General features: G+C 65.5%; 23 protein-coding genes. 13 read left to right on the forward strand and 10 right to left on the reverse strand.

Going from position 1 to position 24,555, the window contains the following annotated elements; translation table 11 throughout:
- Positions 1 to 151: 151 nt before the first annotated feature.
- From Q8Z05_RS05345 to Q8Z05_RS05355, 3 genes are all read left to right on the forward strand, one after another.
- Positions 152 to 694 (forward strand): hypothetical protein, encoded by a 543-nt coding sequence (locus tag Q8Z05_RS05345; RefSeq protein ID WP_305942453.1) that lies wholly within the window; start codon positions 152 to 154, stop codon positions 692 to 694.
- A gap of 184 nt (positions 695 to 878) precedes the next feature.
- The gene (locus tag Q8Z05_RS05350) at positions 879 to 2,012 is read left to right on the forward strand and encodes a serine/threonine-protein kinase (RefSeq protein WP_305942454.1); all 1,134 of its coding nucleotides are present in this window, start codon (positions 879 to 881) and stop codon (positions 2,010 to 2,012) included.
- The gene (locus tag Q8Z05_RS05355; protein ID WP_305942455.1) at positions 2,009 to 2,563 is read left to right on the forward strand and encodes a mucin-associated surface protein; all 555 of its coding nucleotides are present in this window, start codon (positions 2,009 to 2,011) and stop codon (positions 2,561 to 2,563) included. The genes Q8Z05_RS05350 and Q8Z05_RS05355 overlap by 4 nt, the downstream gene beginning before the upstream one ends.
- 7 nt (positions 2,564 to 2,570) lie before the next feature.
- Here the strand turns inward: Q8Z05_RS05355 and Q8Z05_RS05360 are convergent, their stop codons facing one another.
- Positions 2,571 to 3,428: a hypothetical protein gene (locus Q8Z05_RS05360; protein WP_305942456.1), complete on the reverse strand. Its 858-nt coding sequence runs from the start codon at positions 3,426 to 3,428 to the stop codon at positions 2,571 to 2,573.
- A gap of 147 nt (positions 3,429 to 3,575) precedes the next feature.
- Here Q8Z05_RS05360 and Q8Z05_RS05365 point away from each other — a divergent pair, with 147 nt between their 5' ends.
- Positions 3,576 to 3,752: a CsbD family protein gene (locus Q8Z05_RS05365; protein ID WP_305942457.1), complete on the forward strand. Its 177-nt coding sequence runs from the start codon at positions 3,576 to 3,578 to the stop codon at positions 3,750 to 3,752.
- Between the two features lie 124 nt (positions 3,753 to 3,876).
- Here the strand turns inward: Q8Z05_RS05365 and Q8Z05_RS05370 are convergent, their stop codons facing one another.
- From Q8Z05_RS05370 to Q8Z05_RS05400, 7 genes are all read right to left on the reverse strand, one after another.
- Positions 3,877 to 5,133, reverse strand: a complete 1,257-nt coding sequence (locus tag Q8Z05_RS05370) for a Gfo/Idh/MocA family protein (RefSeq protein ID WP_305942458.1) — start codon at positions 5,131 to 5,133, stop codon at positions 3,877 to 3,879.
- Between the two features lie 44 nt (positions 5,134 to 5,177).
- Complete coding sequence (locus tag Q8Z05_RS05375) at positions 5,178 to 5,927, reverse strand: ThuA domain-containing protein (protein ID WP_305942459.1); 750 nt, start codon at positions 5,925 to 5,927, stop codon at positions 5,178 to 5,180.
- Between the two features lies 1 nt (position 5,928).
- Positions 5,929 to 7,032, reverse strand: coding sequence for a Gfo/Idh/MocA family protein (locus tag Q8Z05_RS05380; protein ID WP_305942460.1), 1,104 nt, complete (start codon positions 7,030 to 7,032; stop codon positions 5,929 to 5,931).
- Between the two features lie 63 nt (positions 7,033 to 7,095).
- Positions 7,096 to 7,995, reverse strand: coding sequence for a carbohydrate ABC transporter permease (locus Q8Z05_RS05385; RefSeq protein WP_305942461.1), 900 nt, complete (start codon positions 7,993 to 7,995; stop codon positions 7,096 to 7,098).
- A complete protein-coding gene (locus tag Q8Z05_RS05390; protein ID WP_305942462.1) occupies positions 7,992 to 8,924 on the reverse strand; it encodes a carbohydrate ABC transporter permease in 933 nt (310 codons plus the stop codon). The genes Q8Z05_RS05385 and Q8Z05_RS05390 overlap by 4 nt, the downstream gene beginning before the upstream one ends.
- A 2-nt stretch (positions 8,925 to 8,926) precedes the next feature.
- On the reverse strand, positions 8,927 to 10,288 hold the full coding sequence (locus tag Q8Z05_RS05395; RefSeq protein WP_371745931.1) for an ABC transporter substrate-binding protein: 1,362 nt from the start codon (positions 10,286 to 10,288) through the stop codon (positions 8,927 to 8,929).
- A 201-nt stretch (positions 10,289 to 10,489) separates the two neighbouring features.
- Positions 10,490 to 11,488, reverse strand: a complete 999-nt coding sequence (locus Q8Z05_RS05400) for a LacI family DNA-binding transcriptional regulator (RefSeq protein ID WP_305942464.1) — start codon at positions 11,486 to 11,488, stop codon at positions 10,490 to 10,492.
- Positions 11,489 to 11,831: 343 nt separating this feature from the next.
- On the opposite strand from Q8Z05_RS05400, the gene Q8Z05_RS05405 reads away from it, so the two are divergent.
- The 8 genes from Q8Z05_RS05405 to Q8Z05_RS05440 all read left to right on the forward strand — a co-directional run bounded on the left by Q8Z05_RS05405 (position 11,832) and on the right by Q8Z05_RS05440 (position 20,160).
- Complete coding sequence (locus tag Q8Z05_RS05405; protein ID WP_305942465.1) at positions 11,832 to 12,632, forward strand: hydroxypyruvate isomerase family protein; 801 nt, start codon at positions 11,832 to 11,834, stop codon at positions 12,630 to 12,632.
- 125 nt (positions 12,633 to 12,757) lie between these two features.
- Positions 12,758 to 13,636 carry a 2-hydroxy-3-oxopropionate reductase gene (locus Q8Z05_RS05410; RefSeq protein WP_305942466.1) on the forward strand — a complete coding sequence of 293 codons (879 nt, stop codon included), beginning with the start codon at positions 12,758 to 12,760 and terminating at the stop codon, positions 13,634 to 13,636.
- Between the two features lie 162 nt (positions 13,637 to 13,798).
- Entirely contained in the window at positions 13,799 to 15,589 is a 1,791-nt protein-coding gene (gene gcl, locus Q8Z05_RS05415) for a glyoxylate carboligase (protein ID WP_305942467.1), read from the forward strand.
- Between the two features lie 2 nt (positions 15,590 to 15,591).
- Complete coding sequence (locus Q8Z05_RS05420; RefSeq protein WP_305942468.1) at positions 15,592 to 16,782, forward strand: glycerate kinase; 1,191 nt, start codon at positions 15,592 to 15,594, stop codon at positions 16,780 to 16,782.
- Complete coding sequence (gene allB / locus Q8Z05_RS05425) at positions 16,775 to 18,118, forward strand: allantoinase AllB (RefSeq protein WP_305942469.1); 1,344 nt, start codon at positions 16,775 to 16,777, stop codon at positions 18,116 to 18,118. The genes Q8Z05_RS05420 and allB overlap by 8 nt, the downstream gene beginning before the upstream one ends.
- Before the next feature lie 11 nt (positions 18,119 to 18,129).
- Positions 18,130 to 18,816, forward strand: a complete 687-nt coding sequence (locus Q8Z05_RS05430) for a winged helix-turn-helix domain-containing protein (RefSeq protein ID WP_305942470.1) — start codon at positions 18,130 to 18,132, stop codon at positions 18,814 to 18,816.
- Positions 18,817 to 18,890: 74 nt separating this feature from the next.
- Entirely contained in the window at positions 18,891 to 19,370 is a 480-nt protein-coding gene (gene bcp / locus Q8Z05_RS05435; RefSeq protein ID WP_305942471.1) for a thioredoxin-dependent thiol peroxidase, read from the forward strand.
- Between the two features lie 283 nt (positions 19,371 to 19,653).
- Positions 19,654 to 20,160, forward strand: coding sequence for a hypothetical protein (locus tag Q8Z05_RS05440; protein WP_305942472.1), 507 nt, complete (start codon positions 19,654 to 19,656; stop codon positions 20,158 to 20,160).
- A 130-nt stretch (positions 20,161 to 20,290) separates the two neighbouring features.
- Here Q8Z05_RS05440 and Q8Z05_RS05445 read toward each other — a convergent pair whose 3' ends face one another.
- Positions 20,291 to 21,256 carry a polysaccharide deacetylase family protein gene (locus tag Q8Z05_RS05445; RefSeq protein ID WP_305942473.1) on the reverse strand — a complete coding sequence of 322 codons (966 nt, stop codon included), beginning with the start codon at positions 21,254 to 21,256 and terminating at the stop codon, positions 20,291 to 20,293.
- Positions 21,257 to 21,271: 15 nt separating this feature from the next.
- The gene (locus Q8Z05_RS05450) at positions 21,272 to 22,825 is read right to left on the reverse strand and encodes a purine-cytosine permease family protein (protein WP_305942474.1); all 1,554 of its coding nucleotides are present in this window, start codon (positions 22,823 to 22,825) and stop codon (positions 21,272 to 21,274) included.
- A gap of 108 nt (positions 22,826 to 22,933) precedes the next feature.
- On the opposite strand from Q8Z05_RS05450, the gene Q8Z05_RS05455 reads away from it, so the two are divergent.
- On the forward strand, positions 22,934 to 24,544 hold the full coding sequence (locus Q8Z05_RS05455) for a PucR family transcriptional regulator (RefSeq protein WP_305942475.1): 1,611 nt from the start codon (positions 22,934 to 22,936) through the stop codon (positions 24,542 to 24,544).
- Positions 24,545 to 24,555 lie beyond the last annotated feature (11 nt).

The raw sequence follows: 24,555 nt of genomic DNA on the forward strand, positions 1-24,555 counted from the left end.
GCTCTGGCGCTAGTGCAATAGCAGGGGGGAGGATTGTACTACCGGGCCACGAAAAGCCGTTGGCAGCGCCCGGAGTCAAGCCCCCGCAGGGACCGGGTGTGCTGTTTTGAAAATGGGATGGGCAGGCCCCGGCCGCAACCAGGTTTTGATCGTGGCCGGACGACTCTGCCCGAAATGGTTCGCATCCTTCCTAGGAGCAAAAGAAATGTCCATCACTCCAACAATGAAAGCCGGAATCCGGGCAAAAATCGCACTTGTCCCGATCGTGTCACTAGGTCTGCTTGGGGGGTCCGTGGCAATGGCCGCCCCGGTCCAGGCGGAAACTGAGCGGCACGGCTGTACCGTGGACCCCTTGGATCCACGTGACCTGCGCGGCAACAGGGTCGATTTCAGAATCAAGGTTGACTGCGACGGCAAGAAGACCGTCCAGATCCGCCAGCAGCGCTACGAAGATGAGCGCGGCCCGCGGCGCAGTGACGATTTCCTTGGCGCATCTCGGTTCACCGAAGAATTCAAGAAGAACGACGGAGCCAGGACCATCCGCAGTGTTGACCGCGTTCGCAACCTCGACAAGAGGGGCGCCGAAGAGGTTTACCACATCGTTTCCTTCCGCGTTCAGAAGAAAAATGGCGACTGGACCGATTGGACCAGGTGGGAGAAGAGCGACGTTGTTGAGGTTCACCGCGGCCGGTGAACTGATCCTTTTCGCGATTCGCACTAGGGAGCCAGGGGCACTCCGCCCCTGGCTCTTCCGCGCTACAAAATCCAGCCGCCTGATGCCAATCACAGAATTATCAGTATGCTTAGTAACTAACGTGCACAGGCCGGCGGAGTATCCGTGACCATGGCCAGGAGTTGTAGGTGGCTAGGAGCGATGGATGATGACAGAAGTTGCGAAGAAGCAAACCACGGAGCTGTCTTTGGGCGGCCGCTACCGATTGATCGAACTCGTAGGCAGGGGGGCCGCGGCGGGCGTTTTCCGCGGCCGCGATGAGTCCCTGGGACGTGAAGTGGCCGTCAAGCTCTTCAACCGCCAGAGCACGGACCCCGACGTGCTTGCCCGGCAGCAGGCCGAAATCAGGATCCTTGCATCACTGAACCATCCATCCCTGGTGACCCTGTTCGATGCCGGGTCCGAGTCGCCGGATTCCGGGGATGAGCGGGCATTTGTGGTGATGGAGTATGTTGCCGGCCCCGACCTTCGCAGCCTCATCCGTACCAGCCCGCTCGGCATGAAGCAGGTGGCAACCATCGGGGCGGACCTTGCCTCCGCTTTGGACTACGTGCACAGCCATGGCGTCATCCATCGGGACGTCAAGCCAGGGAATGTCCTGCTGTTCGAGCCGACAGCCACAGCAGGCACCGGCCGCTGGCGGGCCAAGCTTGCGGACTTCGGCATTGCACGGATGCTGGAAGCGGACCGGCTGACCGTTACCGGCAAAACCGTGGGAACAGCCGCCTACCTGAGCCCCGAACAGGCCCTGGGGGAAGCCCTGACCGGGGCAAGTGATGTGTATTCGCTGGGTCTCGTCCTCCTCGAGTGCTTCACCGGGCAGGTGGAGTTCCCGGGAAACCACGTGGAGTCCGGCATTGCCAGGCTCCAGCGGGATCCTGTCATTCCGGAAACCCTCAGCAGGGGCTGGCAGCAGGTGCTCGCCCACATGACCGCAAGGCGTCCGGAAGACAGGCCGTCGCCGGCAGACGCCTCGGCACTGCTACGCGAGCTGGAACAGGAGACCCCCTTCCGCCGTACTTCAGTTGACCGGCAGACCACCCCGCCTGTCGGCCACACGCCCCATCACGCCAGCCTCGGGCAGCCCCCTCGGCGGCGGAAGCTCAGCAAACGGGTAAGGGGAGCCGCCGGGGCCATACTGGCAGGCTCGCTCCTCCTCGGCTTCACCACCGCCACCTACGGAGGCGCTCCCGCGGCGCCGGTCCCGCCGGCAGGATCCCTCCACACGAATCCCCTCGATTACCATCTGGACGAGCTGGAAAAGACGTTGACGCCATGACCCTGCGCACCACTGCCTCACCCCGCACCATGCCCGCCGTGTTGAAGACGATTCTGCTGGCGGGCCTCCTGGCCTTCCTTCCCGGCTGCAGCCCGCAAGCATCGGAGCTTTCGGCCGATTCAGCAGCAGCCCTCAGCAGCCGCCTGGCCACCGTGCGCGCAGCGGCCGCAGCCAGCGACCCGGACGGCGCCCTGCGCGAACTGGAACGCCTGGAAGAACACGTCAAGGGTGAGGCCGCCAACGGCGGGATGACTTTCGCCAGGTTCCAGAGCATCAAGTCAGCACTTGATCTGGTGCGCACCGACCTGCAGGCCCTGGCCCAGGCGGCGGCAGACGAACGGGCCGCTGAAGCCGCGAAGCAGGAAGCCGCACCGGCGCCGCAGCCCACTACGGCCGCACCGGCGCCCGCCGTCGCCCCGTACGTTGCCGACCAGACACCGGCCGACGCCGCCCCGGACGAGCCAGACCCTTCCGTCCCGGACCATGCGCCGGGACAAGGCAACGGCAAGGCCAAGTCCGGGGAGGCCGCCCACAAGGGCAAAGGCCCCTGAGGCGTAACTAGTTCGACGGCGAGGGCGTCGCCGAAGGCTCGGTCGGAGTCACGGTGACTGTCGCCGTCGTCGTTTCCGTAACGCTTGGCGTTGCGGTTCCGTCGGTCGGGGTGACGGTCGACGTCGAGGTTCCGGTCGGCGTCGACGTGGCCGTTCCGGTGGAACCTCCCTCAGCCTTCTCGAGGACCGCGTTGACCAGTTCCTCCAGCTCCTCCTGATCGGCGTCGTCAAGATCTGCCCCGCCCTTGGTGGCCACCACCAGCAGGCGGCCGTGGGCTGCAGAGACCTGCATCAGCATGTCAGAAGCGTTGCCTCCGCGGGTGCTGACCGTCGCGAAAGTTTCCTCGCCGTCGGTTTTGGCCTCCAGTTCCTTGCTGGCGACTTCGTAACGCTGCCCCAGGACCGAAAGCGTAAAGTTGCTGCACTGGTCCATCTTTCCGCTCACTTCATTGAGCAGGGCGACGGCGTCCGGACCGTCGGCACCCGACTGGGCGGACAACGTCCGCGGCTGCTGGCTCTCCGAAATCGCAATGGCCACGTCACCGTTTTCGACCTGGTCCAGCAGGCCGGCCGTGGCGAGCGCCTCGCAGTCCGCGGGCTCGGTGGTGGCGGCGCTCATCAGCAGGTTCGCGATGTTGCTGCCCTGCTCCACCTGGTCCTTGGAGTACAGCTTGAGCTCGCTGCCGTCCTTGTCGGACCGGCCGGAGATCAGCTCGCGGAGTTCATCTTCGCTGTAGACCTTGTCCTGCACTGCGGTAGTTGTTGCGGTGGCGGTGGGTGACGGGGATTGCCCGCCTCCGCCCGTACAGGCGGCCAGGGCCAGCATTGCTGCGGCGGCAACGCCAAGAGCAGGAATCTTCTTCATGAGAACCACCTATTCAGATAGAAAGCATGCTTATGGTTCCTAGGGTACTCCCTCAGTGCCATGGACCTGGAGCCAATTCTTCCTACAATTTAAGTGGCGGCATGAGCGGCAACCGGCCGCGCCGGCCGCACCACAAGGAGGACCGCAATGGGTTTGGGTGACAGGATCCACAACGCCGCGGAAAGGCTTCACGGCAAGGGAAAGAAGGCCGCTGGCGAGGCCACCGGCAACGAGCGCCTGAGGGCTGAAGGCAAGGGCCGCGCAGTCAGGGCTGACCTCAAGCAGGCCGGCGAAAAGATCAGGCACGCCTTCAAACGGCACTAAGACACACAACAGATACAGCGGGCGGCTCCGGCAAGGGGCCGCCCGCTTTTCTGCGCCCTGCCTACACAACAGTTGTCCGTGAGAGCGGGCGGGCACGGATTGCTGCCTGAACCCTGGAAGAAGCTTAGCCGCCGGAAACGCGGCCCGGCAGCGCCGCGTAAAGGTCGTCCAGGTCGTCTTTCTCCCAGCGCGGGACGCACCGTTCGGTGGAGGCTGCAACCGCGGTGACGGTGCTCCTGTTTTTGGCAGATTCTTCGACCGCGGTCAGGACGCGCTGGATCTGGAGCCCGTCGTCGAACGACGGCGACGGCTGGCTTCCGTCCCGAATCGCAAGGAGGAAGTCCCGAATCTGGTGGGTGAACGTGTGCTCCCACCCGATGATGTGGCCCTGCGGCCACCACGCTTCGAGGTACGGGTGCTCCGGCTCGTTCACGAGAATCCGCCGGAATCCCTGCTCCCGGACGGGCAGTCTGGCATCGAGGAAGTTCAGTTCGTTCAGGTTCTCGAGGTCAAACGTCAGCGACCCGAGGGAACCGTAGATTTCGAGCTTGAGCGAGTTCTTTTGACCCGTGGCAACCCGGGATACCTCCACGGACGCGCTGATGTTCCCCGTCATGCCAAGGGTGGCCCAGGCGGCGTCGTCGACTGTTACTTTCTCCGTACCGCCAGGGCCGGGACGTTCGGTGACAAAAGTCCTCAACGTTCCGGTCACCTCAGTGACGGTTTGACCGGTGAGGTGCTGGACTTGGTCGATGGCGTGCGAGGCGATGTCACCCAACGCTCCGGATCCGGCCGTTTCCTTGCGGAGCCGCCAGGTCATGGGAGACTCGGCGTCGGAGAGCCAGTCCTGCAGGTAGGCGGCGCGGACGTGCCGGACAGTGCCCAGCCGGCCCTCTGCAATGAGCTCGCGTGCCAGTGCCAAAGCAGGGACACGGCGGTAGTTGAAGCCGATCATCGACTGCACACCCCGGGCCCGGGCTTCAGCGGCGGCTTCCATCATGGCCTCAGCCTCCGAGATGGTGTTCGCGAGCGGCTTTTCCACGAGGACGTGCTTACCGGCGGCCAGTGCAGCGATGGCGATTTCGGCGTGCATCCAGCCCGGGGTACAAATGTCCACGATGTCGATGTCGTCCCGTTCAATGACGGCACGCCAGTCCGTGGCGGACTCGGCCCAGCCATACTTGGCTGCGGCTTCGGCCACCTGGGTGGCATCCCGGCCTACGAGCACTTTCTGCTCGATGGCCGGGACGTCGAAGAAACTGGCCACGTTCCGCCACGCATTCGAATGGGCCTTTCCCATGAAGGCGTAACCAATGGCGGCCACGCCGAGCGGGGGCGAAACCGGCGAGGAAGGTTGGGACGAGTGTGCGGAGATGGTCATGTATTCGTTCCTAGAGAGTGAGTATTCTGCGAAAGTAGAGGGGCTTAGGCTTCCTCGAACCAGCCCCGTGCAGGGTTGGAGACCTCAGGTGCCTCCCGGAACCGCTCCGGCTGGGCCACCCAAGCAACGCCGTTGGCGATGACCTTCTGGATTTGCGGCTGGTGGTACACCGGGTATTCCTGGTCGCCGGGACTGAAGTAGAAGATTCGGCCCTTTCCCCGGGAAAACGTCACGCCGGAGCGGAACACCTCACCACCGGCGAAGGAGCTGATGAAGATCAGGTCATCGGGTTCCGGAATATCGAACAGTTCTCCATACATCTCCTGCCTGGGGATGACGATGGGACTTTCGATGCCGGCCGCGATCGGGTGGGAAGGCTTGACCGTCCACACGAGCTCACGTTCGCCATCGTTGCGCCATTTCAGTGAGCAGGTGGTGCCCAGCAGTCTGGTAAAGATCTTGGCGAAGTGCCCGGAGTGCAGCACCACCAGGCCCATGCCTCCCAGCACGTGGCGCTGCACGCGTTCCACCACTTCGTCGCTGACTTCCTGGTGGGCGATGTGCCCCCACCACAGCAGGACGTCGGTCTGCTCCAGCACTTCCTCGGAGAGCCCGTGCTCGGGGTCGGCCAGGGTGGCTGTGGAGATTTCGGAGTCCGGGTAGTAGGCACGGAGCCCGGCGGCAATGGCGCCGTGGATCCCTTCCGGGTACATCTCGGACATGGTTTCCGGCTCATTACGGGCCTCGTGGACGGCCTCGTTCCAGACGACGATGTTCAGTTTCTTGTCAGACATATCAGAGCACCACTTCACGTTTTTCGAGGGCGGATTTATAGCAGGCATCAAGAATCAGGGCGCGGCTGAGGGCAAGTGACCCATCGTGGCTTCCCCACACTGTCTCGCCGCCACGCACTGCGGCAACGAAGTCGTCGACGACGGCCTGATGGGCGCGGCCGGGTTCGGCCACCACTTCAAAGTCGGCATTTTCGCCGTTCTTTTCAGTGAAAACGTGCACGTCGGCCACGGGATTCTCGGAAGCGCCGACAGAGCGAAGCTCGGCACCGCCTTCGGTTCCGTAGACGGTGAAGTCCATCAGGTCCCGCTCGTCGCGGTAGCTGGCCCATCCGGCTTCCAGGATCAGCGTCCCGCCGCCCTCCAGCCGGATGAAGGCGGACGCGAAGTCTTCCACTTCGAACTTGTGGCTGGAGTTCGAGGCGGTGTAGCGGGCGTTGCCGCCAAGGCCGCGCGGACCGAGTTCGGAATGGGTCGAGGCCGAGACAGCCAGGACTTTGGGTTCGCCAAGGAGGTGCAGTGCGTAGTCCAAAACGTGCACACCGATGTCTGCCAACGGACCGCCGCCGGCGAGCTCCGGATTGGTGAACCAGCTGCCCAGCATCGGAATGCCCTTGCGGCGGAGCCAGGATGCTTTGGCGTAGTACGGGCGGCCCAGCGTGCCGTCGTCGATCACTTCCTTGAGGGCTTGGATGTCGCCGCGGCGGCGGTGGTTGAACGCGACGTCCAGGACCCGCCCGGCCTCGCGGGCTGCGTCCACCATCGCCTGCCCTTCCACGCCATTGCGGGCCAGCGGCTTTTCGCTCAGCACGTGCAACCCGCGCCCCAAGGCTGCAATCGAGATCGGTGCATGCAGGAAAGTGGGCACGGCGACACTGACGGCGTCGAGGGCCTCAAGCTCAATCATGTCTTCCCAGCGGGCGAAAGCATGAGGAATGCTGTACTCCTCCTTCAGCCGGGCAAGAAGTTCTGTTTCCATGCCCGCGACGGCGACAATTTCGACGCCGTCGATGTTGCTGTACGCCTTGAGGTGCTGCTGGCCGGCCCAACCAATGCCTACAACTCCTACCTTGAGGGTTGCGGACGGGGCCTGCTGCTGAATGCTCACGTTGTTCCTGTTCTTTCTGTGATTCTGGTTGAAGTCTGTGGATGGGTCTGCAGCCAGTGGTGATTAGCCCTTGACGGCGCCGGCCGTCATGCCCGAAACAATGCGTTTCTGGCACACGAGCACAAGGATGACAAGCGGGACCGTGATGATCACTGACGCGGCGCTGATTGTGCCCAGTGGCTGGTCGAACTCGCTGGTTCCGCTGAAGAAGGCAATCGCGACCGGGACCGGGCGGGCCTCCGGCGAGGTGGTCAGGGTGACGGCAAGGAGGAATTCGTTCCAGACCGAGATGAACACCAGGATCGCTGTCGTGGCCAGGCCGGGGACCGCCAGGGGCAGGATGACTTTGCGGAAGGCCGTGAACGGCGTGGCGCCATCCATGTACGCGGACTCCTCGAGTTCCCGAGGGATCTCCTTGAAGAAGGACGTCAGCGTGTAAATCGCCAGCGGCAAGGCGAACGTCAGCTTCGGGATGATGAGGCCAAGGAGTGTGTCGTACAGGCCGATTTCCCGCCAGATGGAGAACAACGGGGCCGCGATGGCGATGGCCGGGAAGGTTGTCACCGAGAGGATCAGCGTCAGGATCAAGGCCTTGCGGCGCATCTTCAGCCTGGCCAGGGCATAAGCAGCGAAAGATGCGAACACCAGTGCCACTGTGGTGGTGACGACGGCGATAATCACCGAGTTGCGCAGGGCCAGGAGGAACTCGGGGTTCTGGAATACCACAAGGTAGTTCTCAAAGGTGGGCTGGCTCGGGAACAGCTCGCCCCGGGACAGGCTCGCCCCCTTCTTGAGCGAGGTGTTGACCAGCCAGTAAAACGGGATGAGTGAGAAGCCCATGACGGCTACGACGAACACCCACACCAGGGGGTGCAGTTTCGCTTCGCCCCGGAGCCGACGCTTCGGTGCCCTGGGGCGCGTGGCGGGTTCCGCCGTCGGGCGTTCTGCAGTCAGCGTGCTCATTGTTCCTCCTTGGCTACTTCGCGGATGTTGCCGCCGGCGAAGCGGACGTAAATGACGGAGACCACCATGACGGTCAGGAAGGTCAGGATGGACAGCGCCGATCCTTCACCCACCAGCCGGTTTTCGCGCAACTGGGTGTAGGCCAGCATCGACATGGACTCGGTGCCGTTGGCGCCGCGGGTGAGCACGAACGGCAGGTCGAAGACGCGCAGGGCATCCATGGTGCGGAAGATCGCCGCGAGGACGATTGCAGGACGCAAGAGCGGCAGGGTGATGTGTGCAAATGTCTGCCACTTGCTGGCGCCGTCGAGTTCTGCGGCCTCGTAGGTCTCGGAGGAGATGACCTGCAGGCCGGCCAGGATGATGAGTGCCGCGAACGGCGTGGTCTTCCAGACGTCGGCCAGAACGATCACGGCCATGGCGTATCCGTGCTCGCCGAGCCAGACGACGTCGCCGCCGGGCAGGCCGAGGGCGGAGAGGACGTTGGTTACCAGACCCATGTTTGGCTGGAACATCGTCTGCCAAGTGATGGCGCTGACCACGGTGATGATGGCATAGGGCAGCAGAACCACGGTGCGCAGGAGGGCGCGACCCTTGAAGGCGAGGTTGAGCAGCAAGGCCATGGCCGTGCCGAGCACCAACTCCAAGGAGACCGAAAGTCCGGCGAAGAGGAATGTCTGGCCGAAGGCAGCCCACCATTCAGGGCTGCTCAGGGCGGAGATGTAGTTCTCCAGACCGACGAATCGGGAGAGGCCTGCAGTGCGGACGCTGTACTGGTTCAGGGAGAGCCAGATCGCGTAGCCAATGGGGACCGCCGCCACCAGGGCCATGATGACCAGGGAGGGGGCGGTCATGCGGACCGCTAGCCGCCGCTCGGCCCGGTCGCGGCCGTTCACTCCGCGACCGGGAACAAGTGTTTTATTGGCCATGTTCAGAAGCTCGCCTTGGCGGTGGTGATCTCCTCGGCCATCTTCTTCACGGCGTCCTCGGCCGAGGCAGTTCCGGAAAGGACGGCATATACGTTCTTGTAGATCGCCTGGGAGATCTGCGGGTAGACCGGGGAGATCGGGCGGGGCTTGGCACCTTTGACGGACGCGAGCAGTTCGGTGGCGAAGGGCATCTTTTGGAGAACCGCTGCATCAGAATAGGCGGCTTCATTGACCGGGGCCTGGGAGTAGTCCATGGCCACGTGCTTCTGCCATTCCGGCGTGGTGGCAAAGTCAATGAACGCCACGGCCCCGGACTGGTTCGTGGCGTGGGCGGAGATAGCCAGGTTCCAGCCACCCAGCACGCCGGATGCCTTGCCGCCTTCCCATGCCGGCAGAGGTGCCACGCCAAAGCTGCCGGCCAGGGAGGTGGCGTTGAGCAGGCGGTATACATGCGGCCAGTTGCGCTGGTAGCCGAAGTCGCCGGACTCATAAGCGAGACGGGCGGGGTCTTCGTTGTAGGTCAGGACGGCGCGGTCAGCTGCGCCGTCCTTGAGCCCGTTGCTCATGAAGTCGAGGACCTCGCGCGTCTCCGGCGAATCAATGGCCACGTCGCCCTTGTCGTCGAGTACTTCGCCGCCTGCGCTGTACAGCATTTCGAGGAAGTTCACCGTCAGGCCCTCGTACTGCTTGCCCTGGTAGACGTATCCGTTGCCGGGAGCCTTGGCTGCTTCTGCGTAGAGCTGCTGCCAGGTCTCAGGCTTGGCCACCTTGTCCTTCTGGTAGTAGACCAATCCGGCGTTCGTGAAGAACGGCGAGGCCCAGTACTTGTCCTGGTACTTGGTGGTCGCCACCGTGGAAGGAATGAGCCGGTCCTTGTTGGCCTCTACGAGCTTGGTCTGGTCCAGCAGCCAGCCCTGGGAGGCGAACTCGGAGGTCCAGATGACGTCCGTGAGGAAGATGTCGCATTCAGTGGACTTACCTTCGAGCCGCTGGACGATCTGGGTGCGGGCCTCGTCTGTGGTGGCGCCGATCTCGGTGTACTTGGCCGTGACCTTGCCGTTCGCCTTGGTGAATGCCTCCGCAGTGCCTTTGTAGATACCCGACGCGTCCTTGACGCCGCAGATGTTGACGCTGCCGCTGGCATTAGCGCCCGAGGCCGGATCGGCAGCTGCCGCCTGTTCCGCACCCTGGGGTGCGGCTCCCCCGCCGCAACCGCTGATCAGGAGGCCCGCGGCGATAGCCGCTGCGGCGACAGTCACCAAGCGTGTCCGCAGGGAACCTGCGCGCAGTTCGGTCATGTGTGCGGATGTCTGTGATGTTGCGGTGTCCTCCTGGAGTGGAGAAGCAGGTCGATTCAAGTCCACAAGTGGCTCCTTTGGGGGCTGTGGGCGGTGGGAAGTTCAGGGGGCGGCGGCTGCCGCGCACGCTGAACAGGGCTTCTTTGCCGATGGTTCATTGAATTTTGGAATCGATTCCAAAACTGCGAAAAATATAGGGCCTGCGGCCGTGGAATCGATTCCAAAATAGTGTGACAGGGACCACGCGAGGCTGTCAACCCTCTTTCTTCAGCTCTTGGTGGAGTCCCGCACCACGAGCTCATGCGGGAGGAAAGTCCGGCCGCGGCGATGGGCGCCAGGCACGGTCATCCGTTCGAGGAGTTCGGCGAATGCCATACGGCCCATCTCATAGGCCGGCTGCCGGACCGTGGTCAGTTCCGGGACGCACATTTCGGCCTGGGCCGAGTCATCGAAACCTGCCACAGCGATGTCGCCAGGAACCCGCAACCCGGCGTCGGTGAGTTCACGGACGCACCCGGCCGCAACGATGTCAGTGCCGCAAAACACCGCATCCGGAAGGTCCCCCGCCTCCAGCAGTTTCCGGGCAAGACTGCGCCCAGAGTGGAAGCCGAAATTGCCTTCGGCGAACAGGATTCGGTCCGGTGCCAAGCCCGACTCGGTTAGCGCCTGACGAAAGCCTTCTTCGCGCAGCCGGCCCGAGCGGGCACCCCTGTGGGCGAGCATGGCCAGCCTCTTGCCGCCGGTGTCGATCAGGTGTCGGGTGATGTCATAAGCGGCCTGCCGGTCGTCGATGGACACGCCGAAAGCCGATTCGGCGTCGACGATCTCACAGACCTGAACGACACTCATCTGCTCGGCAACGGCATCAACTTCCTGATCCGACATCGTCGGAGAAAACAGCACCAGTCCGTCCACGGAGCCATTCCGCAGCATGTCCACCAGTTGCTGTTCGCGATCCAGGTCCCCGGACGTCGCTGCGATGAGGCTGACATAGCCCGAGTCCGCGGCGGCGTCGCCCACACCGCGGAAAACTTCACTGATCACCAAAGAGTCCAGGTTCTTGGCGAGAGCGAGGACGCGCATGGTCCGGTCGCGACGAAGGTCCCTTGCCGAGGCGAGTGGGCGGTAGCTGAGCTGGCGGATTGCGGCATTGACCTTTTCCTTGCTCGACTCACTGACAGCCGGGCTTCCGTTCAAAACGCGGGACACCGTCCCCACAGACACTCCCGCCGTTTTGGCGACGTCCTGTACTGTCGGCCGAGCCATTCGATTGTCCTTCCGCGACCAGTGACAATGGTCCTTGCCGCCATACCACTGCCGTGCCATACCGGCGTTCCTCAGCATAGTCGCAGGGGCGAGCGGCGATATCAGAGTCAAGCGGATTGGGCATGGCCCAGGTGTCGGCGCAGCGGATGCGGCCCCGAACTCCCCCTTTTCCATATGCCTCATGCCCGCACCCGCCCGGTCCCCCTTGACTCGCACCCTCACCTTCCCTAAACTTTTCATAAAGCAGAATCTAAATTCCACAAAGCGGAATGTTTAGCCGAACCGGCAGAGGCAATCCAAGGGGAAGATAGATCAAAGCCCCTCCCCCGGAAGGACACCTACGATGACGTACACAGTGAACTGCTCCATCCTGCTGACGGAACTGCCGCTCCTGGAGCGGCCCGCCGCAGCGAAGGCCGCCGGCTTTGACGCCGTCGAATTCTGGTGGCCCTTCGAAACCTCCGTCCCCACCGACACCCAGGTCACCGAGTTTGAAAACGCCATCAAGGACGCCGGCGTTCAGCTCACCGGCCTGAACTTCAACGCCGGCAACATGCCCGGCGGCGACCGCGGCCTGGTCTCCTGGGTGGGCCGTGAAGGTGAGTTCAAGGACAACATCGACGTCGTCGCCGGAATCGGCGAGCGCCTCGGCTGCAAGGCCTTCAACGCCCTCTACGGCAACCGCCAGGACGAATTCACGCCGGAGGAGCAGGACGAACTGGCCGCCAGGAACCTGGCCGCAGCCGCAGCAGGGGTGGCCCGCATCGGCGGCACCGTCCTCCTGGAACCCGTGAGCGGCGCCCCCAGGTACCCGCTCCTCAAGGCCCTGGACGCCCTCGATGTCATCGCCCGGGTCAAGGCGGAGTCAGGCGTGGAGAACATCAAGCTCCTTGCCGACTTCTACCACCTGGCCGTCAACGGTGACGACGTCGCAGCGGTCATCGAAAAGCACGCCAAGGACTTCGGCCACATCCAGATCGCCGACAACCCCGGCCGCGGGGCTCCCGGAACCGGGCAGCTTCCCCTCGGCGAATGGATCGCCCGCAGCCGCGAACTCGGCTACGAGGGCTACATCGGCCTCGAGTACAAGGAACCGCAGGAAACGGCCTTCAGCTGGGCCATCCGCCAACGCGTCTCCCAGTAGCTTTCGCTCCCCACCGCACCACCCGCCCAACTGGGTAGCAGCAGACGTCGTTTAGAACCCTCAAAACGACATCTACTGCGACCTAGTTGGGTAAGCCTCCCCAGACTTCAGGAAAGAGAAACACAATGAGCAACGTTGCAGTCATCGGACTCGGAATCATGGGCCTGCCCATGGCCATCAACCTCGTCAAGGCCGGCCACACCGTCACCGGCTTCAACCGCAGTCAGGACAAGATCGACAAGCTGGTCTCCGAGGGCGGCAAGGGTGCCACGAGCATCGCGGACGCCGTCAAGGACGCCGACGTCGTCATCACCATGGTGCCGGACTCCCCCGATGTTGAGGGCGTCGTCAGCGGCCCGGACGGTGTCTTCGCCAACGCGAAGCAGGGCACCCTGTGGATCGACGCGTCCAGCATCCGCCCGGACGTCGCCAAGCGGCTCTCCGAGGACGCGGTCGCTGCCGGCATCCGCCCGCTCGACGCCCCGGTTTCCGGCGGCGAACAGGGCGCCATCGACGCCGCACTCTCCATCATGGTGGGCGGCGATGCGGCAGACTTCGAGGCAGCACAGGACGTCCTCAACGCCGTCGGCAAGACCATCGTCCACGTCGGCCCCTCCGGCTCCGGCCAGACCGTCAAGGCAGCCAACCAGCTGATCGTCGCCGTCAACATCGAGGTCCTCGCCGAGGCCATCGCGTTCCTGGAGGCCTACGGCGTGGACACTGACGCCGCACTTAAGGTCCTCGGCGGCGGGCTTGCCGGTTCCAAGGTCCTGGACCAGAAGGGCCAGAAGATGCTGGACCGCAACTTCGACCCCGGCTTCCGCCTGGCCCTGCACCACAAGGACCTCGGCATCGTCACCTCGGCCGCCCGCGAAGCCAAGGTCGCCATCCCCCTGGGCGCCGTCGTCGCACAGCTCGTCGCCGCCACCGTCAACCAGGGCGACGGCGGCCTGGACCACTCGGGACTCTTCAAGCAGGTCCTCCAGCTCAGCGGCCGCAAGTAAACATCACGTAGCACGCGGCCGGCGGCCCCGAAACGGGGCAGTTCGACACGAACACGCCGGCCGCCGTCGTAATTTAGGACGCCGACTCCCCCAAAGTGCCCCGCGACGAGCGCCGGGCCTTCCTTCAGCACACCCAAAAACAGACTTCCCAAGGAGTACACAATGACCAAGATGCGCACCGTAGACGCTGCCGTCGCGATCCTGGAAAAGGAGGGCGCCACCGAGGCGTTCGGCCTGCCGGGCGCGGCGATCAACCCCTTCTATTCAGCCATGCGGGCCCACGGTGGCATCCGCCACACGCTGGCCCGCCACGTTGAAGGCGCCAGCCACATGGCGGACGGCTACTCCCGTGCCGCCGACGGCAACATCGGCATCTGCATCGGCACCTCCGGCCCGGCCGGCACGGACATGATCACCGGCCTGTACGCCGCGTGGGCCGATTCCATCCCCATGCTCTGCATCACCGGCCAGGCCCCCGTGGCCAAGCTGCACAAGGAAGACTTCCAGGCCGTGGACATCGAGTCCATCGCCAAGCCCGTGACCAAGATGGCCATGACCGTCCTGGAGCCCGGCCAGGTTCCCGGCGCCTTCCAGAAGGCCTTCCAGCTGATGCGCTCCGGCCGCCCCGGCCCGGTGCTGCTGGACCTGCCGATCGACGTGCAGCTGGCCGAGATCGAATTCGACATCGACACCTACGAGCCGCTGCCCGTGGAGAAGCCCAGGGCCTCCCGCAAGCAGCTGGCAAAGGCCCTGGACATGCTGACGGCAGGCGAGCGCCCGCTGATCGTTGCCGGCGGCGGCATCATCAACGCCGACGCCTCCGAGCAGCTGGTGGAACTGGCCGAGCTGCTGGGCGTTCCGGTCATCCCCACCCTGATGGGCTGGGGCGCCATCTCCGACGACCACCCCCTGATGGCCGGCATGGTGGGCCTGCAGACCAGCCACCGCTACGGCAACGAGAACTACCTGCGCAGCGACTTCGTGATCGGCATCGGCAACCGCTGGGCCAACCGCCACACCGGCGGGCTGGACACCTACACGGCCGGCCGCACGTTCGTGCACATCGACATCGAGCCCACCCAGATCGGCCGTGTGTTCTCCCCGGACCTGGGCATCGCGTCCGACGCCGGTGCGGCGCTGGCCGGGCTGATCGAGCTGGCCCGCGAACGCCGTGAGGCCGGGTCCCTGCCGGACTACTCCGCCTGGGCAGCCGAATGCGCCGAGCGCAAGGCCACCCTGCACCGCAAGACGCACTTCGAGAACATCCCCATCAAGCCGCAGCGCGTTTACGAGGAGATGAACAAGTCCTTTGGCAAGGACACCACGTACGTGTCCACCATCGGCCTGTCCCAGATCGCCGGCGCCCAGATGCTGCATGTGTTCGGCCCGCGCAAGTGGATCAACGCCGGCCAGGCCGGTCCCCTGGGCTGGACCGCCCCCGCCGCCCTGGGCGTGGTCCGCGGCAAGCCGGACGAGACCGTTGTGGCCCTGTCCGGTGACTACGACTTCCAGTTCATGATCGAGGAACTGGCCGTGGGCGCGCAGTTCAACCTGCCGTACATCCACGTGGTGGTCAACAACTCCTACCTGGGCCTGATCCGCCAGTCCCAGCGCGGCTTCAACATGGAGCAGAACGTCTCCCTGGCCTTCGAGAACATCAACAGCACCGATCTCTCGGCCACCGCCAGCGGCTACGGCGTGGACCACATCAAGGTGGCCGAGGGCCTGGGCTGCAAGGCCGTCCGCGTGGAGGACCCCAGCGACCTGGCGTCCGCCTTCGACAAGGCGAAGGCGCTGGCCGGCGAGTTCAAGGTTCCCGTGGTGGTGGAAGTGATCCTGGAAAAGATCACCAACATCTCCATGGGCGTGGAAATCAACGCGGTGAACGAGTTCGAGGAACTGGCCGAGTCCAGCGCCGACGCCCCCACCGCCATCCTGGCAATGCAGGCCTAATCATGCGGATCGTGATCGCCCCGGACAAGTTCAAGGGCTCGCTGTCCGCCCCGGACGTGGCCCGGCACCTGGATGCCGGGCTGCAGTCCGCCACCGGCCACAACCTTGAGGTACTCCGGATTCCGGTGGCCGACGGCGGCGAGGGCACCCTCGACGCCGCCGTCGGCTCCGGCTTCACCCGCCGGAGCGCCGTGGTCAGCGGACCTACCGGGCAGCCGCTCCGGGCGGACTTTGCGGTCCGCGGCCGGGAAGCGGTCATCGAAATGGCCGCGGCGTCCGGCCTCGCCGTCCTCCCCGGCGGCACCTTGGACGCCAAGGGAGCCACCAGCCTGGGCACAGGGGAACTGATCCGGGCAGCGCTCGACGCCGGATGCCGGCAGATCATCCTGGGCGTCGGCGGGAGCGCCAACACCGACGGCGGCGCCGGCGTCCTGCAGGGACTCGGCGCACAGCTCCTGGACGCGGAAGGCAACGAACTGCCGCCCGGCGGTGCGGCCCTGGCCAGGCTGGACCGGATCGACTTTTCCGGCTTCGACGCCCGGCTGGACGAGGCACGCTTCGTCCTCGCCAGCGATGTGGACAACCCGCTGCTAGGAACCGAAGGCGCGCCGGCGGTCTTTGGCCCGCAGAAGGGCGCCACCCCGGAGGACGTGGCAACCCTGGACGCTGCACTGCAGCATTTTGTGGACGTCCTCGCCGCGGAGATCGGACCCCGCGCGCTGAAGGCCGCGGACGCGCCGGGCGCCGGAGCGGCGGGCGGCGTGGGTTACGCCGCCATCGCGGTCCTGGCCGCGACGCGCAGGCCGGGCATCGACGTCGTGCTTGAATTCACCGGGCTCGCTGACCGGCTGGCCGGCGCGGACCTGGTGATTACCGGCGAAGGCAGCCTGGACGAACAGAGCCTGCTCGGCAAAACGCCCATGGGCGTGGCCCGCGCGGCCGCCCGCGCCGGTGTTCCGGTGGTGGCCGTCTGCGGCCGCACCACCCTGACGCCGTCGCAGCAGACGGATTCAGGATTCCGGCAGGTCTACCCGCTGACCTCGCTGGAGGCCAAGGTAGAAATATGTATAGCCGAAGCAGGACCCCTGCTTGAACAATTGGGAAAGCACATCGGCGCGGCACTGGCGGACCTGACCCAGGCGGCCACCGCACCGGCGAACAGCGCCCGTACTAAGGAGCCCCTCAATGTCTGAAGAACGCTTTGACCTCGTCATCCGGGGCCAGCGCATCCTCACCACCGCCGGCATCGCCGCGCGTGAAGTGGGCGTGCGCGGCGGCAAGATCGTCGCCATCGAACCGCTCGGCAACGGCCTGTCCGGCGACGCCGTGATTGAACTCGCCGACGACGAAACCCTCATCCCCGGCCTGGTGGACACCCATGTCCACGTCAACGAGCCCGGCCGCACTGAGTGGGAGGGGTTCGCCTCCGCCACCCGCGCCGCCGCAGCCGGCGGCGTCACCACCATCATCGACATGCCGCTGAACTCCATCCCGCCCACCACCACGGTGGAAGGCCTCAAGCTCAAGCGCGAGGTGGCCGAGGACCAGGCGTTCGTGGACGTCGGGTTCTGGGGCGGGGCCGTCCCGGGCAACAAGGCGGACCTGCGCCCGCTGCACGACGAGGGCGTCTTCGGTTTCAAGTGCTTCCTGCTGCACTCCGGCGTGGACGAGTTCCCGCACCTGGAAGCGGACGAGATGGAAGAGGACATGGCCGAGCTCAAGTCCTTCGACTCGCTCATGATCGTCCACGCGGAAGACTCCCACGCGATCGACCGGGCACCGCACCCGGGCGGCGACCACTACGCCACGTTCCTGGCCTCCCGCCCGCGCGGCGCCGAGAACAAGGCCATCGCCGAAGTGATCGAACGGGCCCGCTGGACCGGCGCCCGCGCCCACATCCTGCACCTGTCCTCCTCCGACGCGCTGCCGATGATCGCCTCCGCCAAGCGCGACGGCGTGCACCTCACGGTGGAAACCTGCCCGCACTACCTCACGCTCATGGCCGAAGAGATTCCGGACGGCGCCACCGCCTACAAGTGCTGCCCGCCGATCCGCGAGGCCTCCAACCGCGAGCTGCTGTGGCAGGGCCTGCAGGACGGCACCATCGACTGCATCGTCTCCGACCACTCCCCGTCCACCCTCGACCTGAAGGACCTGGAAAACGGCGACTTCGCCGTCGCGTGGGGCGGCGTTTCCTCACTCCAGCTGGGCCTGTCCCTGATCTGGAGCGAAGCGCGGCACCGCGGCATCCCGCTGGAGCAGGTGGTGTCCTGGATGGCCGAGAAGCCCGCCGCCCTGGCGCGCCTCTCCCACAAGGGCCAGCTGGCACTCGGCTATGACGCGGACTTCTCCGTGTTCGCCCCGGACGAGGCCTTCGTGGTGGACGTCTCCAAGCTCAAGCACAAAAACCCGATCACGCCTTACGACGGCAAGGCGCTTTCCGGTGTGGTGCGGAAGACATTCCTGCGCGGTCATGAAATCGACGGCAAGACCCCCGGCGGCAAGCTCATCCGCCGCGGCGGCGTCTGAGGCACCACACCATGGCAGTCCAGGTACATTCCCCGCGCGGCATATGTGCTGGCCCGGCCAGGCCGGGGCCGCAACTCAAAGCCCATGGCCTGGCCGTCTGGGTAACCCCGGACGGCGAGCAGGACATTGACGACGCCGTGATGGCACGCGCTGCGGAACTGTTGCTGGCGCGTGCCCTGAAGATTGCTCCGGAGGCGGAAGTCCACGTCTGGCCCGCCGCCGGAGCTGCAACCTCCGCTGCCCATGCTGCCCCGTCGGGGGGACCGCAAGGGGCCGCCGGCAGCGGAACCCCAGTGCCGTCGTCGTCCGTTCCGGAGGACTCCCCGGAAGAGGGCGACGACGGCACAACCCACGTCCCGCCGTCGGCCGGTCCGGCGAGCCTGGTGTCCGTGGACCTTGCCGCCGGCGAGGTCAGGCTGGACGGGACGCAGGTGGCGCTGACCGGCGTCGAGTTCAAGCTGCTGCGCTACCTCGTGGAAAATTGTTCGCGGGCCATCAGCCGGGAGGAACTGCGGCTGTTCCTGGAATCGTTAGATTCACCGGCGGCGGCCTCGCGTTCCATCGATGTGTACGTGGGCCGGGTGCGGCGGAAGCTGCGCCGCGGCCGGCACGCGATCGCCACGGTGCGGGGCGGGGGCTACCAGTTCGTCCCCGGCCCCCACACGAAAGTGCGCGGACCCGCGGAATACTGCATCTGAACCGGCGGTTGTGCCAGTAACACGTCCGCTTCCTAACACGCTTTTGTCAGAAACCAGACTCCCGAAGGATCACCATGAGCCCCACACTGACCACCAAGCTCCAGCCCGGAACCCAGGCACCGGACTTCACCCTGCCCGATGCGGAGGGCAAGCCGACGTCCCTGGCCGATTACCGCGGCAAGAACGTGATTGTGTACTTCTACCCGGAAGCGGCCACCCCGGGCTGCACCACCGAGGCCTGCGACTTCCGTGACAGCCTCGAGTCGCTGCAGGGCTCCGGCTACGAGGTCCTGGGCGTCTCCCCCGACGCCCCCGAGAAGCTGGCCCACTTCACGGGCGACTTCGCACTGACCTTCCCGCTCCTGGCCGACGAGGACCATTCCGTTGCCCTGGCCTACGGCGCGTGGGGCGAAAAGCTGCGCGACGGTGAGGTCACCGAGGGCATCGTCCGCTCCACCGTGGTGCTCGATCCTGAAGGCAACGTCAAGCTGGCCCAGTACCAGGTCAAGGCGCAGGGCCACGTGGCGGCGCTGAAGGAAGCCCTGGGCATCTAGCTTTTCCCCGCATCTCCCCCCCCCCCCCCCCCCCGACGCTCTCTCACTTTTGACCCGTTTCGGGGCGACGCTCTGTCACTTCTGACCCGTTTTGAACAGACGCTCTCTCACTTTTGACCCGATCCGGGGCGATGCTCTCTCACCCAGGTGAGAGAGCATCGGTGCTTAAGCCCCCGGTAGTGAGAGAGCGTTGCCGTGGGCACGGTGTTCGTGGTCATGCCGGATCCAGTCATGCCGGATCCATGGGGCATGCACAGGAACGGCACAGCCGGCCCGGGGACTGTTGAAGGGACCCGGCCAGAACTACTACCTCTGGTACAGCCTCGAAACCAAGAAGATCTCCGTCATCTCCTGGGACCTGAACCTGGCCATCACCGGCAATGCCACAGCTTCCCCGGATGAGCAGGTGTCCATCGGCGGCGGGGGCGGAGGCGGCGGGATGCAGCGGCCTCCGGGAGCGGACGACGACGGCGGCGCACCGCCGTCGGGGGCTGCCCCGCCGGACGCTGCGGCCGGTTTGGACGCCGGTGCCGATGCCGGCGGCCGGGGCGGCAACGAACTGAAGGAGCGGTTCCTGGCCTCAACCGCGTTCCAGTCCGTTTATAACACCGCCTATGCGGAGCTTTATGAACAGCTGTACAGCAGCGGGACCGCCGCCGGCCTCCTCGACCGGCTCGCCGCCGTCGTGCCTGCCAGCGACGGCCTCACGGAAGTGGAACTCGCGGAGCAGACCGCAACGTTCCGGAAGTTTATTGAGGAACGCACCGAGGCCCTCAAAAACCAGGTCTGACTCCCCGCACGTTCCAGCCGGACCCTCTCTCACTTCCTGCAACAAAAACCGGAACCGTCTCTCACTGTCTTGACGAAAGTGAGAGAGGGTTCCGGTTTTTTGGGTCAAAAGTGAGAGAGCGTCCCTGGGGTTAGAGGCGGGACCGGTCGGAGGCCAGTGCCGGCTGGCGCACCTGGGCCGGGGTGAAGCGGGCTCCGGCGTCGGGGAAGCCTGGCACCTCGATGCGGGCGTGGCTGTGGACCTCGGTGACGGTGTCCCGCGTGTGCTCGGCGATCTTGGCCATGGTGGTGACCCACATGCCGTCCATGGCCTTGACCCGGCTGATCAGCTGTTCCAGGGCCACGGCCTTGGAGGGCCGGCCGGAGATGAACGGGTGGTTGGTCAGCACGAAGCAACTCCCGGCCGCATGGTGGGCCTCCGCCTCCAGCATCCACATTTCCAGGACCTTGGCGGGGCTTTCGATCACTCCGCTGCCGGTAACCCCGGGGTAGAAGGCGTACTGCTCCCAGTCGTCCAGCGCCCAGTCCACCGGGATTTCCACCAGGTCCCGGGAATCGCCCTCGGCGACGCTGAAGCGGTACGGCGCGTCGCCGTCGAGCAGGCTGGAATCGTAGAGGAAGCCGCGGTCCGCGAGGAGCGCCGGCGAGTGCCAGTTCAGCTCCCACCAGGGAGCGCGGTAGCCCACCGGCCGGACGCCGGCGACCTTGGCCAGTGCCTCCAGCCCGCGGTCGATGTACCGCGCCTCGGTGGCGGCATCGATCCCCTGCATGGGTTCGTGCAAGTAGCCGTGGTGGGCGATCTCATGGCCCGCGTCCACGATCCGGCGTACCACATCCGGGTAGCTTTCGGCCGTGAATCCGGGGATGAAGAAGGTTGCCTGCACGTCCTGGCGGTCCAGGATCTGCAGCAGCCGCGGCACCGCGACCTTGGGCCCGTAGGACTGGTGGGTCATGAGGGACATCCGGCGCGTGCTGGTGGGATCGTGAGCGATGGTGCATGACTCCGCATCCACATCGAACGTGAAGGATGCGGCCGCCCGGTAACCTTCGGGCCAGGAGATGGGATGGGCGGAGTCCGGGAAACCGGGGAATTCCATGGTCCGTTTTCCTTTCTAGAGTGAGATGGCGGTGGGTGCCGGGCGGACTGCCGCTTCAGTGGGGGCCGCTTCAGGGGCGGCCGCTTCCTGGGCGGCTACCGGGACCGGAGCGGATCCGGCGTGGGCCAGAAATTTGCGGTGGACCCGGGGCCCGAGAACCGCGTAGCTGACGGCGCTGCTGACTCCGCCGGCCAGCCAGGACAGATCCCAGCCGCCCAGGGCCACGGCGATGGGGCCCTGCATGGCGGGGACAAGTCCGTACATGAACAGCCAGGTGGAGAAGATGCCCACCAGGAGCGATACGATGCCCGCCCAGTTGACGCCGGGGAGGCGCCTGGTGCCCACACCGTCGAAGAGGCGTGCGGTCTCGCCGGGCCAGCGCTTCTCGATCCAGAAGTAGTGCACCAGCATCACGCCGCCCCAGGCAGCCACCCAAGCCACGAGGCCGATCAGCCAGGCGTCCAGCACGGCGGCGAAATCCTCCTGGAAGATGAAGAAGACGACGGCGATCAGCGAGAAGACGCCGACGAAGAGGTTGAGCTTGCGGCGGCTGATGGTGATGTCAAGTGCCTGTGTGGCAACGGAGAAGGTGTAGATGTTCAGGATGTTCGTGGCGATGGGTCCGTGCAGGACCATCAGGAGGACAGGGAGTGCCAGGACACCGAAGTTCTGGACAATGAGCTTTCCGGGGTCAATCTCGCCGCTGTTGGTGGCCAGGCTGGCACCAAGGATGCCGAGCCAGACGACGGGGATGAACTGGCCCAGGACTGAGGCGAGGTAGACCTTCTTCTTGGGCACTTCGGTGCTCACGAAGCGGGAGTAGTCGGCGGCGTAGGTGAACCAGGTGATGCCCCAGCCGATGCCGATGGCAGTCATGACAGCGCTCATCGCGGCGATCCGCTCCGACCCTTCAAGGATGTTGCCGGCAGGACCGGCGTAGCCCCAGTCGATCTTCATGCCGAACCAGGCGACGGCGGACATGACAGCAAGAATGATGATGGTGGGCGGCACTGTCCACTTTTCAAACGCTGCGATGGCCTTGTAGCCGAACCAGGCGATGGCTACCTGCGCGGCCATAATGGCCGTGGCCACGCCGATCTTCCACGCATAGTTCTGCGCTGTCGGATCAACCCAGCCAAGGGTACCGAACAAGGCCATGACCAGGTCGAGGATGATCCAGGTGTTGACAGCGCACCAGCCGATGACCAGCAACGCCTGGATGGCGGCGGGCAGGTAGTTTCCGCGCCTGCCGAATGCTGCCCGGGCGAGCACCATGCCCGTGGCCCCGGTCTTCTGGCCGAGCAGGACGAAGCAGCCGAACAGCAGCATTCCGATCAGGTTCCCCAAGACCAGAACGGTGACCGTGTCGGCAAAGCCAAGGCCCAGGTGGATGCCCAGTGCGCCGAGCACCCAGTTGATGGGTGCGAGGTTGGCGCCTGCCCAGATCCAGAACTGCCCGGACACCTTCCGGGTCCGCTGGGATTCGGGGATGGGCTGAAGCCAGGCTTCGACGTCTTCGCCGGCTACGGGCGCTTGGCCGGCCGGTGCTGCAGTGGAGTTGTTATGCATGGGGGCCTCCGTAGGGGGAATGGGGATACGTCCAGATTATGTGTTCCAAGCCACACCCAACAAGATACGATGTGTATATCAGAACCGTCCTTTGCGTTACGGAGCGTCATGCCAATCAAGCTCGATGAAGTCCTGAATCACGCCACCCTCACGGCCGCGGATCCGGTGATCCGCGCCGGTGCCGCCGCAGTGGCCGGTACGCAGTTGCGGTGGGTGCACTCCAGTGAGGTTTTGGACATCGCACCTTTACTTAGCGGCGGTGAGCTGCTCCTCACCGGCGGCGATGCGCTGGTCACGGCCTCGGACGCGCGCCGCGTGGAGTACGTGCGGCAGCTCGCTGAGCGCGGGGTGGGCGCGCTGGTGGTGGAAACGGGCCAGCGGCTCGCTTCCCTTCCGTCCTCCATGGTGCGGGCAGCGGAGGAAGCCGGGCTGCCCCTCATTGAGTTCCGCAAAGTGGTGCCGTTTGTGGGCATCATGCAGGCCATCAACTCCATGCTGGTCAGCGAATCAGTGACGCACCTTCGCCGCGCTGACGAGGCCAGCCACGAAATGGCCGTTGAACTGGCCCACGGCAGCAGCCTGGACCAGATCCTTGCCGTACTGGCCGGCATCATCGGCGCAACGCTGGAGCTTAGGTCCGTGTCCGGCGTGACGCTCGGCAGCGCGGGTCCCGAAGGCGCTGGCCCCGGCGGCGCCGGCTCACCGCCGGAGGACGCCGGATCACGGCCGGAGGACGCCGGCCACGGTTCGGTCTCCGAACACCAGCCCGGCACAGAGGGGCACGGAACTGACGGCGCCCTGATTAACATCGATGTGCCGGTCCGCGGCGTGCCGTCGGCCAGGCTGATCATCAACGTCCCGGCCGACGGCGACGTCAACCTGGCGCGCGTCGCCGGCGGGCGGTGCGTGGATATCCTTTCGCTCGCGCTGCTGCAGCGGATGCCGCCGGGGCTGAAGGAAGTGGCGGGGACGGCACTGTTGCGGGCAGTCAGTTCCGGCAGCCAGCCGTGGCGGCTCCAACAGCTCTCCCCCGCCGCCGGGATTCCGGCCGCCGCAACGATGGTGGCCGTCGTCGTCCGGACCTCCACGTCACAGCAATTGCGGGCAGCCATGGACAAGATCCTGAAGAGGACGGCCCAGCAGAGCGCCAGCTACGTTGACAACGCGGAGCTCCTGGCGCTTGCGGCCCTGCCGTTTGACGGGGCGGCGGCGGCCCGGACCGAACTCGTGTCCGCCTTGCAGGAACTGCCGGTTGAACCCGGAACGATGACGGCGGTTGGCCCGCTGGCGGCCGGAATCGAAGACGCACCGTGGTCGCTGTCGGAGGCGAAGATTGCCCTGGACCTTGCCTCGAGCGGGACGCTGACGGCGGCGGTGCCGCCTTCGGACACTGACGGTGTGGTGCTCGACGTCGAAAATCTCGCCGTGGAGCGGTTGGCGGCGCAGCACCTGGGCCAGGGCCCGCGGCAGGATTTTGTCCGCCGGCAGCTGGGACCCGTGCTGGACCACGACGCCCGGCGGAACTCCCGGCTGCTCCAGACCCTGTCCATCTGGCTCGACTCGGGCTGCAATACAGCGCAGGCCGCCCGGGAACTGCATGTGGAGCGGCAGTCCATGCACCACCGGCTGCAGCGGATTTTTGAGTTGTGCGGCGGCGATCCGCGCGGGTCCGGCCGGCTCGCCGCGCTGCACCTGGCCACCCGGCTGGCCGCGTTGTAGCCAGGCATGGC

Source organism: Arthrobacter oryzae (genome assembly GCF_030718995.1).
GTDB lineage: Bacteria > Actinomycetota > Actinomycetes > Actinomycetales > Micrococcaceae > Arthrobacter > Arthrobacter oryzae_C.